Origin of the sequence: Actinoplanes sp. NPDC051343 (assembly GCF_044455125.1) — a bacterium.
Lineage (GTDB): Bacteria > Actinomycetota > Actinomycetes > Mycobacteriales > Micromonosporaceae > Actinoplanes.
On the sequence record NZ_JBITEL010000001.1, the window covers coordinates 461,698 to 475,208 of the forward strand.

At 71.7% G+C, this 13,511-nt stretch carries 12 protein-coding genes; 9 read left to right on the plus strand and 3 right to left on the minus strand.

Annotation, left to right across the window (positions count from 1 at the left end):
• The first annotated feature begins 31 nt into the window (after nt 1-31).
• From ACIA5C_RS02000 to ACIA5C_RS02015, 4 genes are read left to right on the plus strand one after another with little or no spacing between them, the layout of a single operon-like run.
• Nucleotides 32-1,945, plus strand: a complete 1,914-nt coding sequence (locus ACIA5C_RS02000) for a glycoside hydrolase family 127 protein (RefSeq protein ID WP_396050250.1) — start codon at nt 32-34, stop codon at nt 1,943-1,945.
• Nucleotides 1,942-3,252 (plus strand): extracellular solute-binding protein, encoded by a 1,311-nt coding sequence (locus ACIA5C_RS02005; protein ID WP_396050252.1) that lies wholly within the window; start codon nt 1,942-1,944, stop codon nt 3,250-3,252. The genes ACIA5C_RS02000 and ACIA5C_RS02005 overlap by 4 nt, the downstream gene beginning before the upstream one ends.
• A 12-nt stretch (nt 3,253-3,264) precedes the next feature.
• The gene (locus ACIA5C_RS02010; protein WP_396050253.1) at nt 3,265-4,206 is read left to right on the plus strand and encodes a carbohydrate ABC transporter permease; all 942 of its coding nucleotides are present in this window, start codon (nt 3,265-3,267) and stop codon (nt 4,204-4,206) included.
• 10 nt (nt 4,207-4,216) lie between these two features.
• On the plus strand, nt 4,217-5,068 hold the full coding sequence (locus ACIA5C_RS02015) for a carbohydrate ABC transporter permease (protein WP_396050255.1): 852 nt from the start codon (nt 4,217-4,219) through the stop codon (nt 5,066-5,068).
• A 6-nt stretch (nt 5,069-5,074) separates the two neighbouring features.
• On the opposite strand, the gene ACIA5C_RS02020 is transcribed toward ACIA5C_RS02015, so the two are convergent.
• A complete protein-coding gene (locus tag ACIA5C_RS02020) occupies nt 5,075-6,019 on the minus strand; it encodes a LysR family transcriptional regulator (RefSeq protein WP_396050257.1) in 945 nt (314 codons plus the stop codon).
• A 150-nt stretch (nt 6,020-6,169) separates the two neighbouring features.
• Nucleotides 6,170-7,213 carry an NAD(P)-dependent alcohol dehydrogenase gene (locus ACIA5C_RS02025; RefSeq protein WP_396051994.1) on the minus strand — a complete coding sequence of 348 codons (1,044 nt, stop codon included), beginning with the start codon at nt 7,211-7,213 and terminating at the stop codon, nt 6,170-6,172.
• Between the two features lie 229 nt (nt 7,214-7,442).
• On the opposite strand from ACIA5C_RS02025, the gene ACIA5C_RS02030 reads away from it, so the two are divergent.
• From ACIA5C_RS02030 to ACIA5C_RS02045, 4 genes are all read left to right on the plus strand, one after another.
• Nucleotides 7,443-7,754: a hypothetical protein gene (locus tag ACIA5C_RS02030; RefSeq protein ID WP_396050258.1), complete on the plus strand. Its 312-nt coding sequence runs from the start codon at nt 7,443-7,445 to the stop codon at nt 7,752-7,754.
• Nucleotides 7,755-7,879: 125 nt separating this feature from the next.
• Nucleotides 7,880-8,638, plus strand: coding sequence for a hypothetical protein (locus ACIA5C_RS02035; RefSeq protein ID WP_396050260.1), 759 nt, complete (start codon nt 7,880-7,882; stop codon nt 8,636-8,638).
• An 87-nt stretch (nt 8,639-8,725) separates the two neighbouring features.
• A complete protein-coding gene (locus ACIA5C_RS02040) occupies nt 8,726-9,169 on the plus strand; it encodes a nitroreductase family protein (RefSeq protein ID WP_396050262.1) in 444 nt (147 codons plus the stop codon).
• Nucleotides 9,170-9,269: 100 nt separating this feature from the next.
• Nucleotides 9,270-10,112: an alpha/beta fold hydrolase gene (locus ACIA5C_RS02045; protein ID WP_396050263.1), complete on the plus strand. Its 843-nt coding sequence runs from the start codon at nt 9,270-9,272 to the stop codon at nt 10,110-10,112.
• Nucleotides 10,113-10,142: 30 nt separating this feature from the next.
• Here the strand turns inward: ACIA5C_RS02045 and ACIA5C_RS02050 are convergent, their stop codons facing one another.
• Entirely contained in the window at nt 10,143-12,902 is a 2,760-nt protein-coding gene (locus tag ACIA5C_RS02050; protein ID WP_396050265.1) for a BTAD domain-containing putative transcriptional regulator, read from the minus strand.
• A 113-nt stretch (nt 12,903-13,015) separates the two neighbouring features.
• Here ACIA5C_RS02050 and ACIA5C_RS02055 point away from each other — a divergent pair, with 113 nt between their 5' ends.
• Nucleotides 13,016-13,393, plus strand: coding sequence for a hypothetical protein (locus ACIA5C_RS02055; protein WP_396050267.1), 378 nt, complete (start codon nt 13,016-13,018; stop codon nt 13,391-13,393).
• The last annotated feature ends 118 nt before the right edge of the window (nt 13,394-13,511 follow it).

Consider the following 13,511-nt stretch of genomic DNA (forward strand, 5'->3'; position numbering starts at 1 on the left):
GCGCTGTTTCGCCGTACGGAAGGAATCCGCCATGCCGAGCCGGCCCGCCGGACCGCTGATGCCCACCACGCAGGCCGTGGGCCGACTTCGGCCGGTGCCGTCCGGTGCCGCCCGGATCACCGGAGGATTCTGGAGCCGGCGCCAGCAGGCCAACCGGGAGTCGGCGATCGCCTCCGGCCCGGAACGGCTGGAGGCGGCGGGAAACCTCGACAATCTGCGGATCGCCGCCGGCCAGTTGGAGGGCCGGACCCGCGGGTTGATCTTCATGGACTCCGACGTCTACAAGTGGCTCGAGGCGGCCGCATGGGAGTATGCCCGGCAGCCGTCCGAGGAGCTCTTGAAGGCTCAGCGCGAGCTGACCGCCGTGGTGGCGGCCGCGCAGCAGCCCGACGGCTATCTCAACTCGATGGTGCGGGGCCGCTACCACAACCTGCCGTGGAGCCACGAGCATTACTGCGCCGGTCACCTGATCCAGGCCGCGGTCGCCCAGGTGCGGGCCACCGGTGACCGGCATCTGCTCGATGTGGCGACCCGGTTCGCCGACCATCTCGTCGCCACGTTCGGCGCGGATCGGCGGCACGACGTCGACGGCCATCCCGAGGTCGAGACGGCCCTGGTGGAGTTGTTCCGGGTGACCGGCAACCGGTCCTATCTCGAGCTGGCGCGATATTTCGTCGAGGCCCGGGGGCACGGCCTGATGGCCGGCTACGGCGAGGAGCCCACCTATTTCTCCGACCGGGTGCCGGTGCGCGAGCAGACCACGGCGGAGGGGCACGCGGTGCGCGCGGTCTACCTCGCCGCCGGCGCGACCGACGTGGCGGTGGAACGCGGCGACACCGGACTGCTGGACGCCCTCGCCCACCAGTTCGCCGAGATGGTCGCGACCAAGGCGTACGTCACCGGCGGCCTCGGGTCGCGCTGGGACCGCGAGTCGTTCGGCGACCCGTACGAGCTGCCGCCCGACCGAGCCTATGCGGAGACGTGTGCGGCCGTCGGCGGGGTGCACTGGGCGTGGCGGATGCTGCTGGCCACCGGCGAGCCGTTCTACGCCGAGGTCGCCGAACGGATCCTGCACAACGGTTTCGCGGCCGGGGTCTCGCTGACCGGCGGGGAGTATTTCTATGTCAATCCGCTGCAGCTGCGTGCGGGCGCCCTCGCGGACGAGAACCGCAGCCCGGCGCACGGGCGCCGCGGCTGGTTCCAGTGTGCCTGCTGCCCGCCGAACGTCATGCGCACGCTGGCCAGCCTGGACAGTTACCTCGCCACCACCGACGACGACGGCGTGCAGCTGCACCTGTACGCGGCGGCCGAGATCACCGCAACACGCGGCGACGGCGTGGTCCGGATGGTCGTGGAGACCGACTATCCGTGGGACGGCCGGATCCGCGTACGGATCGACGAGACACCGGCCGGCCCGTGGACACTCTCGCTGCGGATCCCGTCCTGGGCCGAGGGCGCCACGCTGACCGTGGCCGGTGAGCGCGTGGACGCGGCCACCGGCTCGTACGCGGTGGCCCGCCGGGCCTGGCGGGCCGGCGACGTAGTGGAACTGGTGCTGCCGATGGACGTGCGGGTGGTGTCGGCCGACGAGCGGATCGACGCGGTCCGCGGCTGCGTGGCGATCGAGCGCGGGCCGCTCGTCTACGCGGTCGAGCAGGTCGACCAGCCGGCCGGGGTCCCGGTCGACGACGTCCGGTTCGACCCGGCCGGCGAGCTCACCGCCGAGCATCGGCCGGACCTGCTGGACGGCGTCACCGTCGTCACGTTCACCGGCCGGGCGCGGCGGCACGAGCGCGGCACCTGGCCGTACCCACCGGTGACCGGGTCGGCGGAGCCGGACCGGGCCGATGAGCCGGTGCGGCTGACCGCCGTTCCGTATTTCGCCTGGGCGAACCGCAAGGTCGGCCCGATGCGGGTGTGGCTGCCCCGAGGGGAGGGGCGGTGAACCTCCACCGGCGGGACGCGCTCAAGCTGGCCGGGCTCGGCGCCGCCGGGGCGCTGCTGCCGGCCTGCAGCGCGACGCTGCCCGAGCCGGACGTGACCGCCGCCGGCTTCGGTGAGGGCGCGAGCGGAACCGTCCGGCTCTGGTGCCGGTCCGCCACCCGCACCGGCGTACAGGTCGTCGTCGACCGGTTCAACAAGGCCCAGAAGCGGCTGCACGTCGAGCTCACACCGGTGCTCGACGGCCAGTACGTCACCAAACTGGCGACCGCGATCCGCGGCCGGCGGGTCCCCGACGTGGTCGACATCGACGACATCAACTCGCTGCTGTTCCTCTATCGCGACGCCCTCACCGACCTCACCCCGGTCGTCGACGCATTGCCCTTCCGCAGCCGGCTCAGCCCGGGCCACCTGCGTCTGGCGACGCACAACCAGCGGACGTACGCGGTGCCGTTCCTGGCCGACAACTCGGTGCTGTTCTACAACCGGGATCTGGTGCGCCGGGCCGGTGTCGACGAGCGGTCACTGTCCAGCCTGGACGGTTACCTGGAGGCGGCCCGGCGGATCCGCCGGCTGGGACCGGACATCTACGGCTGGTCGATCGCCGGCAACTCCCCCGGCGTACTCGGCTTCGTCGTGCAACCGCACATCTGGGCCGCCGACGCCCGCACCATCGTCGGCGACGTGGGCGCCCAGAAGGGCTCCGTCGCCGGCAACGCCACGGTCCGCCGCACGCTGGAGTTCTACCGCGCGTTGTGGCGCGAGAACCTGCTGCCCAGGCCGAATTACGCGGACGCCGCCGCGGCATGGGGCAGCGACTTCCGCGCCGGGAAGATCGGACTGTTCCCGGCGAACTACGCGGTCGCGGTGCTCTCGGCCGACGCGCCGATGCGCGCCCGCACCGGCGTCACCCTGCTGGCCGGCCCGGACGGTGGGCAGGCGTTCTTCGACGGCGGCGACAACTTCGCCATCCCCCGCGGGGCGCCGAACGCCTCGGGCGCCTGGGAGTTCGTCAAGTACGCCCTCGACATCGCCCAGCAAGCCGTGCTGCCGACCGGCGGTTACACCCCGGTCCGGGCCGACGTGGCGACCGCGGACTTCGGCAAGGCGTTCCCGCAGGCGGTGGCACCACTGAACCGCCTCGACCGCGGTTACGCCCCACCGACGCTGGCCTACAACCTGCTGTTCAACCAGCCCGACAGCCCGTTCATCGGGATGTTCCGGCGCGCCGTCTTCGCCGGCGACGTCGACGGCGCACTGGCCGCCGGGCAGAAGGGCTTCGACCAGATCCTCGACCAGGCGCAGCTGTGAGGTGAGCGGACCATGGCCCTGCCAGAAGCCACGACGCGTACGCGGGTGGCGGCCAAACCGGACCGCCGCGGCCGCCGCCGCCGGGGGTCGTTGACCCACCCCGCCCCGGTCGCCTGGGCGATGATCAGCCCGGCCCTGCTGTTCGTGCTGGTCTTCGTGCTGGTCCCGCTGGGCTTCGCGATCTACATCTCGCTGACGAACTGGCCGCTCATCGGTTCCTACCGGTTCGTCGGGCTGGACAACTACCGGGCCATGTTCTCCGACACCGCGTTCGGGCAGTCGGTGCTCTACACCCTGCTCTACACGGCCATCGTGACCGTGCCGATCCTGCTCGTCGGCTACGCGATGGCGGTGGTGGTCCGGGCCCGGCGCCGGGGCGCCACGCTGCTGCGGACGATCTTCTTCCTGCCGTACGTCATCGGGTTGAGCACGCTGAGCTTCATCACCGTGCTGGAGGCGCAGCCGGACAGCGGCGCCGTCAACGTGGTGCTGAAAACACTCGGCATCACCGGCGGGAGCACCGCCTGGCTGGTCGACGCGCCACTGGCTACCGGCCTGATCTGTGTGCTGGTCGTGTGGGGGGTATCCGGGCTGACGATGGTCCTGCTGCTCTCCGGAATGCAGGCGATCCCGCCGGAGACCTACGAATCGGCCGAGACCGAGGGTGCCGGTTGGTGGCAGCGCGAATGGCACATCACGATCCCGATGATGCGGCGCACCATCGCGATGAGCCTGATCCTCTCGGTGATCGGCTCGTTCCTGGCCTTCACCCAGTTCTTCATCCTGACCCAGGGCGGTCCGGGCCGGGCGACTACGCCGGTGGTCATGTACATCTACCAGCGGGCCTTCGTCCAACTCCAGGTCGGCGCGGCGACCGCGCTGTCGATCGCCCTGGTGGTCGTCGTCGGGCTGATCAGCGCCGGGCAGTTCTGGCTGCTCCGCGAGAAGGACTGAGGGAGCCGACATGGCCACACGATCCCGTTCCGAGAACCAGGTCAAGATCTTCCTGTACGTGCTGGCGGCCGTTCTCTCCCTGCTGGTGTTCGTGACCCCGCTGGTGTGGGCCCTGCTGCGCTCGCTGCAGCCGAACGCGGTCATCACCGCGGCACCCGACCGGGCGACGTTTCTGCATCTGACGGCCGACAACTTCCACCACATCTCGGCGATCGGCAACATCCCCCGGGCGACCGCCAACAGCCTCATCGTCGCGGTCGGCACCGCCGTGCTGACCGCGCTGCTCGCCACCGCGGCCGGATACGGGTTCGGCCGCTTCCGGTTCCGGGGCTCCGGGGTGGCGTTCGGGCTCATCCTGATCACCCTGATGATCCCGTTCCAGGCGATTCTGACCCCGCTGTTCCTCGAGCTCAACGCGATGCGCCTGACCGACAACCTGGTCGGGTTGATCCTCTTCTACACCACCGTCAACCTGCCCTTCGGCGTGTTCGTCATGCGTACCGCCTTCGCGTCGGTTCCGCACGAACTGGAGGACGCGGCCAACGTCGACGGCGCCGGGCCGGTGCGGACGCTCACCCGGGTGCTGCGCCCGCTGGTGGTGCCCGGTATGGCGACGACCGCGTTGTACGCGTTCCTCGCCTCGTGGACCGAGTTTCTCGGCGCACTGACCTTCCTGACCAGACAGGAGCTCTACACGCTGCCGGTCATGCTGCTCAACCTCCAGCAGGGCGCCTACGGCAGCGTCGACTACGGCCTGCTGGCGGCCGGGGCGGTCATCGCGATGGTGCCTTGCGTCGTGCTGTTCGTCGCGCTGCAGCGTTACTACGTGGCGGGCCTGTCCGCCGGGGCGGTCAAGGGCTGAGCCGGGTCAGCTGGCCAGGCCGACGTCCGCGGTGACCCAGCCTTCCCGCCGGCCCATCCGTCGGGCGGTCGCGACGAGCGCGCCGACGTGCCGCGGGGTGTCGTGCGCCCGCCACAGCAGCGACCACGGGTAGCGCGGGGTGGGCTGCACGAGGGGCCGCCAGCGTACGTCGGCCACCGGGACCGCCGACTCCGGCACCACCATCGCGCAGCTGCCCCGCGCGACCAGGTCGGCGGCCGGGCGCAGGCCCTGCGCGCTGCCGCGGTAGCGGTTCGGTACGAAGCCGGAGGAGCGGCAGAGGTCGGTCAGGAACCGTGCGAACTCCGGCGCCTGCCGCTCGTCGGGCAGCAGGAGACGCTCGCCGGCCAGCATCGACACCGGCACGGCCGCGAGCCGGGCGAGCCGGTGACCGTCCGGCACCAGCAGCCCGAGCGGATCGAGCCGGAAGAGCTCGGTGGCGATCTCCGCCGGCACCGCGGACGCCCGGCCCACGCCGACATCCAGTCGCCCGTCAGCCAGGCACCGGCACTGCTCCGGTACCCCGGCGTGCACCAGGTGTACCTCCGTGTCGGGGTACCGGGCCAGCAGTTCGTGCAGCACCGGGCGCACGGCTTCGTAGCCCTCGTCGAGCACCCCGATGCGCAGTACCGGACCGTTGTCGCCGCCGGACTGGGCGACAGTTGCGGCCCGTTCGACATGGGCGAGGATCTGCCGGGCTTCGATCAGGAACCGGGAGCCGGCCTCGGTGAGCGCGAGGTGCCGGGCGTGGCGGGCGATGAGCGGCACGGCCAGGGCCCGTTCCAGGCGTTGTATCTGCTGGCTGAGCGCCGACTGCACGATGTGCTCGCGGGCGGCCGCCCGGCCGAAGTGCAGCTCCTCCGCGAGGGTGACGAAGTAGCGCAGCTGCCGCAGTTCCACGCGCGGGCTGCCGGTCGATTCGGGGAGCTTCACACCAGTGGCCTCTCACCCTGCTCGTGCTGTTAACGCTAACATTTGTTACGTGGAGGTTACCGCCGCCATCGACGAAGTCAAGTGATGATCCTCGTACGCCCGGTCATCAGCCCCGGGCCGGCCGTGCAGCCGGCCCGGGAGACCGCCGACTCAGCGCAGGCTGTCGACGTCGATGACGAACCGGTAGCGCACGTCCGACCTGAGCACCCGCTCGTACGCCTCGTTGACCGCGTCCGCATCGATGACCTCCACCTCGGGTGCGATGCCACGCTCGGCGCAGAAGTCGAGCATCTCCTGGGTCTCGGCGATGCTGCCGATGCCGGAACCGGCGAACGAGCGGCGGTTGCCGAACAGCGCGAACACCGGCACGGGCAGCGGCTCCGGCGGTGCGCCCACGCTGACCAGCGTGCCGTCCAGACGCAGCAGGCCCAGGTAGGCGGCCATGTCGATCGGCGCGCTGACCGTGTTGATGATCAGATCGAAGGTGTTCCTGAGCGCCTCGAACGTCGCCGGATCGCTGGTCGCGTGGTAGTCGCCGCCGCCGAAGGCCAGGCCGTCGTCCTTCTTGCCGAGCGTCTGCGACAGCACGGTCACCTCGGCGCCCATCGCCGCGGCGATCTTGACGGCCATGTGGCCGAGGCCGCCCATGCCGACCACGGCGACCTTCCGGCCCGGCCCGGCGTTCCAGTGGGCCAGCGGCGAGTAGGTGGTGATGCCCGCGCAGAGCAGGGGCGCCGCCTTCTCGTACGGGATCGACTCGGGCACCCGCAGCACGAAGTCCTGGTCGACCACCACATGGGTCGAATACCCGCCCTGGGTGATCGTCCCGTCCCGGTCGACGCTCGCGTACGTTCCGGTGTTGCCGTTGAGGCAGTACTGCTCCTGCCCGGCCCGGCAGTTCTCGCACTCGCGGCACGAGTTGACCATGCAGCCGACGCCGACCCGGTCACCCACGGCGTGCCTGCTCACCTCGGTGCCGGCCTCGGTCACCCGGCCGACGATCTCATGGCCGACGACCAGCGGATAGGTGATCTCGCCCCACTCGCCGCGCACGGTGTGAATGTCGGAGTGGCAGATGCCGGCGTAGCGGATCTCGATGAGAACGTCGCGCGGCCCAAGGTCGCGCCGCTCGACCGTGGTACGCACGAGCGGGTCGGTCGGCGAGGTCGCGGCGATGGCGTTGACGGTAAGAATGATGTGCTCCTGTCTCAGTGGTTCACGGGCGCGGCCGCCCGTCTCTCACCTTGTACCCGCTGGCGGCCGGTTCATGAGGCGCATGGGAGTCGGCCGCGGGCCGCCGGACGAAGCCGCCGGGCATTCCGCGACGGTGGCTCGTCCTCGAAAGGCTGATCTCGGGTCCGCGAGGGGCGATCTTGGCGCGTGTTGCGTTCGCCGGATCGCCGGCGCTCGGTAAATTTTTGCTATGGCAACCAGGGCGTACCGCGACATGCGGCGCTCGTTGCCCGTGGTGCTGGCACTGTTGCTGGCGCTGCTCGCCGCGGCGAAGGCGCCGCAGGTCGGCGTGGATCACGCTCCCCGCAGCGCGTCGGCATCGTCGGTCGCCCAGACCAGTGAAGATCCGCCGCAGAGTTCGATCTCTGCGATGGCCGGGCCCGCCGCCGCCTTCGTCAGCGCGGCGCTCTGCGGTGAGGCTGCCCGCCATGAGCGTGTTCTCCGCACGCAACTGATCGTCACGGTCCGCGCCGCACGCGCGCCGCCACTCACGCGTATCTGAGAGCCCGACCGGCGGCGACCGAGCCGCCCGGCGGTGACCTCACGTCTCCGGCTTGACGCCGCCCACGGCCGTCGATGCCACGTTGTGCCCCCACGCCCGAGCCCATACCAAGGGACTGTCCTGCCATGAATGTCGTAGCGCAGATGCTGTTGACCGATCCGAAGCCGCTGGTGATCTGGGCGATCCTGGCCCTCATGGCAGCACTGGCGTTCGCCGGGCTGGCCAAGCCCGACGCGTTGCGGAACCTCCACCCGGCGCTCGCCCTGACCGGTCACCATGATCGGCGTGAGCACCGCAGGCAGCAAGCGGCTCACTCGGTGCGGTACGCCGACGAACTGGCGGTGGCCGGCCAGCGCGCCGCTCAGGCCGCCGATCGGTGGCACGCGCACTGGCAGCAGACCGAACGCCAGGCCGCGACGGCGTGGCAGGCCTGGCAGGACGCCGAGCAGCGGCTCGCCCGGCTGCGCACGGCAGCGGTCTTCACGATGCCGGCCGCCCGTACCCCGGACGAGTACGCCGACCGCGAGCGCTTCCTGCACCGCACGGTACGCGCCGCCGTCGACCGCGGTGACCTGCCGTCGACCGCCCTGGCCGACGTCCTCGCGGGTCAGGGCGCCTTCAACCCGTGGCTGCACCCGGTCGATCAGGAACTGGCCGTCCACCGGGCCATCGCCGCGCACCGCTACGAGGTTCACCGGCAGGCCACCGCCGCCGAACAGGCCGCGTGGCACGACGCCCGGTTGGCTGTGTCGTCCCGAGACAGCCTGCGCCAGGAGGCTGCCGCCGCGATCACTGAGGCCGCGTCCGTGCGCCACCTCCTGCCGCTCGCCCCGGCGTCGCTGACCACGAAGCGTCGCCTCGCCCGGGTGCCCCGGATCGCCTGACGCCGGTCCGGCTCGGCGACGTCGGTAAGGGCGTAGCTGACGGACCACTGAGTAGCCCTCAGCGTCGTCCAAGCACAGGCTGCCACCATGGCGTTTGCCGGCGGCCGAGAGGATAAGACGATGGATGTGTACGAGGCCGTCAACAGTCGCCGCGCCGTACGGGCGTTCAGCAGTGACCCGGTGCCGGAAGAGGCGCTCGAACGAGTACTGACGGCAGCGACCCGGGCTCCGTCGAGCGGGAACCTCCAGCCGTGGCTTCTCTATGTCGTGTCCGGGAAGCCGTTGGCCGAACTGAAGCGGCGTGCCACGACCCGGGCGCGGGCCGGAGACCCGGGCGACGAGCGCGACTATCCAATGTATCCGGTGGACCTGATTTCCCCCTACGGCAAGACCGTCAGCCAGATAGTCGGGGCCGGCGACGACCTCCTACTGTTCTGCGGTGTCTCGGTGGGCTTCGAGAAAGCAGGCGTGCCGGGGCCGCGAACCGGGCGGGCCGACATGGCAGAAACGGTCCGCTTCATCGGCGCGTGACCGGGCCGTCAGCCGGCAACATTCCTCAGATGTTCCTCCGCGATGAGTTTCCGGGCGCTGGGCGGTCTACCTGGGTGACTCGGAAGGCAGGAGCGGGCACATGCGGATGAAGGTCAACGGTGTCGAGTTGTACGTGGAGACCGTCGGGAATCCGGCGGATCCGCCGGTGCTGCTGGTCGGCGTCACCACGCTGAGCTGGCCGGATGAGCTGTGCGCGGCGCTCTCCGGCCGGTACGTGGTGCGCTACGACCTGCGCGACGCCGGTCAGTCGACGTTCGTCGACCCGGACGCCCCGGGCTACGACCTGCGCGACCTGGTGACCGACGCGTCCGAGCTGTTGGTGGCGCTCGATCTGGGGCGTACGCACGTGGTCGGGATCGGCGTCGGCGGTTTCATCGCGCAGTTGGTCGCGCTCGACCACCCGGACCAGGTCGCGTCGCTGACGCTGGTCTCCACCCGGCCGGTCGCGCCCGGTCCGGTCGATGCCGACCTGCCCGACCACGCACCGGAGATGATGGCGCAGCTGTTCGGGCGTCCGGAGCCGGACTGGACCGACCGTGAGAGCGTGGTCGACCACATGACCGGTCTCGCGCGGCTGACGTCCGGGTCGCGGGGATTCGATGAGCGGGACGTACGGGCCGCTGCCGGGTCGGTCTTCGACCGGGCGGAACGGACGGCGAAGGCCCAGCGTGCGAGCCAGATGGGCAGCATGTTCGCGGCCATCGACGGCCGGCCGAGGTGGCGCGAACGACTCGGCGGGATCACCGCGCCGACCCTGGTGGTGCACGGGGACGAGGATCCGTTCTTCCCGCTCGGGAACGGCGCGGCGCTGGCCGCGGAGATCCCGGGCGCCACGCTGCTCACACTGCCCGGCATCGGCCGCGGCTTGCCCCGCGTGACGTGGCCGGCCGTGGTGGACGCCCTGCTGCGCCACACCTCCTGACCGACCCCTCGAGCCGACGGGCGCCGCGGACTACCGGAGACCCGCGAGCTGCGCGCGGACGGTTTCGGCGTCCGGGTGGCCGATGGCGTCCAGGCCGGCCAGCGCCTCCTGCCAGGACCGGCGGGCGGCGACCGGCTCGCCGGCCGCCGCCTGGGTGTCGCCGAGGTGCCAGAGGGTGGCCGCGATGTTGTAGCGGTCGCCCAGCGCGCGGTACAGCGTCAGTGCCCGCTCGTAGCGCGCCACCGCGGCAGACCAGTCGCCGAGGCGGTGCTGCGCGTAGCCGATGGTGTCGTACGTCGCCGCCTCCCCGTCGCGGTCGCCGATCTGCTGGTGCAGGGTGAGGGCTTCCTGCCCGCAGGCGACCGCCTCGGCCGGGTCGCCGCTCTGGGCCAGCATCCAGGCGACCGAGTTCAATGCGCTGGCCACCCCGTCGAGCCGGCCCGCCCGGCGATACAACTCCACCGAGCGCCGGGCGTGCCGCACGGCATCCTCCTGCCGCCCGCGGGTGACCAGCACGTGGCTGAGATTGTCGTGTGTGGTCGCCTGCCCGGCCAGGTCGTCGAGCTCGACGAACAGGTCCAGCGCCTGGCGGAACTGCGCGTCGGACTCCTCGTGACGGCCCAGCCGGCTGAGCGCCCTGGCCAGGCTCCGCTGGGCGATGGCCTGGCCGGGCCGGTCGTCCAGCCGGCGTGCGGCGGTCAGCGCCGCCTCCTGGGTGTCGGCCCAGTCCTGCCAGTGTCCCCCGCGCAGCAGGAAGGTCATCAGCGTCCAGGCGAGGTGCTCGGTGAGCCGGTCCCAGCCCAGGGCCGCGCAGCGGCGTACCGCGGCGAGCAGCACGCGATGTTCCGCGGTGAACCAGGCCTGGGCCTGCTTGTGATCGGCGAGCGGGGGCACCGGCACGTCGGGGCCGGGCGGGGAGAGCGCGATCGGTTCCCGGTTCGGGTAGATCAGCATCGCCGCGGCGAAGCCGGTGTGCAACAGGTGATCGATCATCCGGCGATCGGCGGCCTCCCGCTCGGCCGGCGGGTCGATCCGATCAGCCAGCTCGGCCGCGTAGGCCCGCAGCAGGTCGTGCATGTCGTAGCGGCCGGGCTGATGCTCGCGCAGCAGGTGGGCGCGGGTCAGCTCGGCCAGGGCCGCGCCGATCCGGGCGACGGGCTCGCCGGCCCGGGCCGCCGCCGCGGCGACGCTGACGTCCGGACCGGCGTACCGGCCGAGCATCCGGAACAGCCGGGCCGCCGGGGGCCGCAGCGCGCGGTACGACCACGACATCACCGCGCGTACGTCGTTGTCCGGGTCGTCGTCCAGGACGTCCAGCGTGCTGCGGGCGTGCCGCAACTGTGCGGCGACGGCCGAGAGCGGGAACGACGGCCGGGTCGCCGCGCGCACCGCCACCACGGCCAGCGCCAGTGGCAGGCCGGTGCAGCCGGCGACGATCTGGGCGACCGCCGACGGTTCGGCGGCCACTCGTGCCGCACCGATCCGCGCGGCCAGCAACTGCCGTGACTCCTCGGGCGGTAACAGATCCAGGTCGACCGGGCGGGCGCCGTCGGCGAGCAGGCCGGCGAGCCGGTCGCGACTGGTGACCAGGGTCAGGCAGGCGGACGCGCCGGGAAGCAACGGCCGGACGTGCGCGGCGTCCCGGGCGTTGTCGAGCAGCACCAGCACTCGTCGATCGGCGAGCAGGCTGCGGTACAGCGCCGTCTGCTCGTGCAGGGTGACCGGCGCATGCTCGGGCGGCACCCCCAGCGCGGCGAGAAACGTGCGTAACGCCTCGGCGGCGGTCACCAGGGGGCCCTCCGGCGCGAAACCGGCCAGGTCGACGTAGAGCTGTCCGTCCGGAAAACGGTGCCTCACCCGGTGCGCCCAGTGCACGGCGAGCGCGGTCTTGCCGACCCCGGCGGTGCCGGTGATGGCCACGGCCAGGGGTGGGCCGAGCTGCTCCAGCAGCGCGTCCAGCCGGTCCAGGCCCGCGCGCCGGCCGGTGAAATCGGGCAGGTCGCCGGGCAGTTGGGCGGGCACCGGCAGCAGCGGCCGAGGCGCTACCGGGACCGCCTCGTCGGCCTCGCCGCGCAGGATCGCCTGGTGGATCCGGCTCAGTTCGGTTCCCGGCTCGATGCCCAGGTCGTCGACCAGCCGGCGGCGGCTCTCCGCGTAGTGGTCCAGCGCCGCCGCGGTCCGGCCGGTCTGGTGCAGAGCCCGCAGATAGGCCGCGGTCAGCGGTTCCAGCAGGGGGTGCTCGTCGGCCAGGGGCGACAGCCGGTCGAGAACGTCGCCGGCGTCGCCATTCCCGAGCGCGGCCCGCGCCCAGGCGACGACCGCGTCCAGGTACTGCTGGCGCCAGCTCTCCCGGGCCTGCCCGGCCCACCGGCCGGTGACTCCGGCCAGAGGGTCGGCACTCCACAGGTCGATCGCCGTGCGCAGCAGGGAGGCGCGGTCCGGGTCGCCGAGGCCCGGGTCCCGGGACTGCCGCACCAGCCGGCGGAACCGGTGCACATCCACTCGGTCGCGGTCCAGGTCCAGCAGGTACCCGCCGGACCGGCGAATCAGCCCGACGGACTCGTCGAGCCGCTCACAGACCCGCCGGATTCGGGTCAGGTGGGCCTGCAGCGCGCGCCGCGCCTGCTCCGGGGCCTCCTCTCCCCACACCCGGTCCACCAGCGCCTCGACCGACACCGGCCGGCCGGCGTCGACGGCCAGGGCGGCGAGAACGAGGCGCCGCTGCGGGGGTCCGACGTCGACGGCGCCCCCGGAGGTCATCAACTCCACCGTGCCCAGCAAACGGATCATCACCACGTCGCACCTCCCCCGGTGCCGACAACATATCGACAACCTTCCACCATCCGGCCGGTGCCATTCTCGACATCGCGGTACCGAGGGCCGGTACCGGGGAAGGGAACACCATGCACATCCGTACCGGAAGCCGTCCACTTCGGAGCGCCCTCGCCGCGACGGGTATCGCCGCGGCCGCGCTCGGCGTCCTCACCCTCGGCGAGGGCCCGGCGCTGGCCGACAGCTCGGCGTCGGCTGCGTCGGCGCCGGCCACGTCGCTCGCCGTCCGCTCATCGTGCACGGGTCACAATTTCCAGGGCAGCGGCGGCAATTGGGGCGAGAGCATCACCTGCACCGGCGGATTCTTCAAAGGAGGGATCTGGTGCAAGCAGTTCAACACCGGCTACGAATACCAGCACTTCGGGCCGGTCTCCGGGTCCGGCGGTACGTCCACCGTGTACTGCGACCTCAACGCGTACGTCGAGTCCTGGTTCGTGGTCTGGCAGTAGGTGAAAGCGGACAGGCAGGGCGAGGGGGCCCTGCCTGTCCGGCTCCGGGTCAGACGCGATTCAGTGCGATGCCGGCTCGGCGAACAGGGGGGATGTGAGGACATAGCTGTCGGATATC

Bases quoted from the DNA above. Each gene is read 5' to 3' on its own strand.
- ACIA5C_RS02030 (WP_396050258.1), top strand. From the start codon at position 7,443: ATGGCAACCAGGGCGTACCGCGACATGCGGCGCTCGTTGCCCGTGGTG.
- ACIA5C_RS02045 (WP_396050263.1), top strand. From the start codon at position 9,270: ATGCGGATGAAGGTCAACGGTGTCGAGTTGTACGTGGAGACCGTCGGG.
- ACIA5C_RS02050 (WP_396050265.1), bottom strand. From the start codon at position 12,902: ATGATCCGTTTGCTGGGCACGGTGGAGTTGATGACCTCCGGGGGCGCC.
- ACIA5C_RS02015 (WP_396050255.1), top strand. From the start codon at position 4,217: ATGGCCACACGATCCCGTTCCGAGAACCAGGTCAAGATCTTCCTGTAC.
- ACIA5C_RS02040 (WP_396050262.1), top strand. From the start codon at position 8,726: ATGGCGTTTGCCGGCGGCCGAGAGGATAAGACGATGGATGTGTACGAG.
- ACIA5C_RS02000 (WP_396050250.1), top strand. From the start codon at position 32: ATGCCGAGCCGGCCCGCCGGACCGCTGATGCCCACCACGCAGGCCGTG.
- ACIA5C_RS02010 (WP_396050253.1), top strand. From the start codon at position 3,265: ATGGCCCTGCCAGAAGCCACGACGCGTACGCGGGTGGCGGCCAAACCG.
- ACIA5C_RS02055 (WP_396050267.1), top strand. From the start codon at position 13,016: ATGCACATCCGTACCGGAAGCCGTCCACTTCGGAGCGCCCTCGCCGCG.
- ACIA5C_RS02035 (WP_396050260.1), top strand. From the start codon at position 7,880: ATGAATGTCGTAGCGCAGATGCTGTTGACCGATCCGAAGCCGCTGGTG.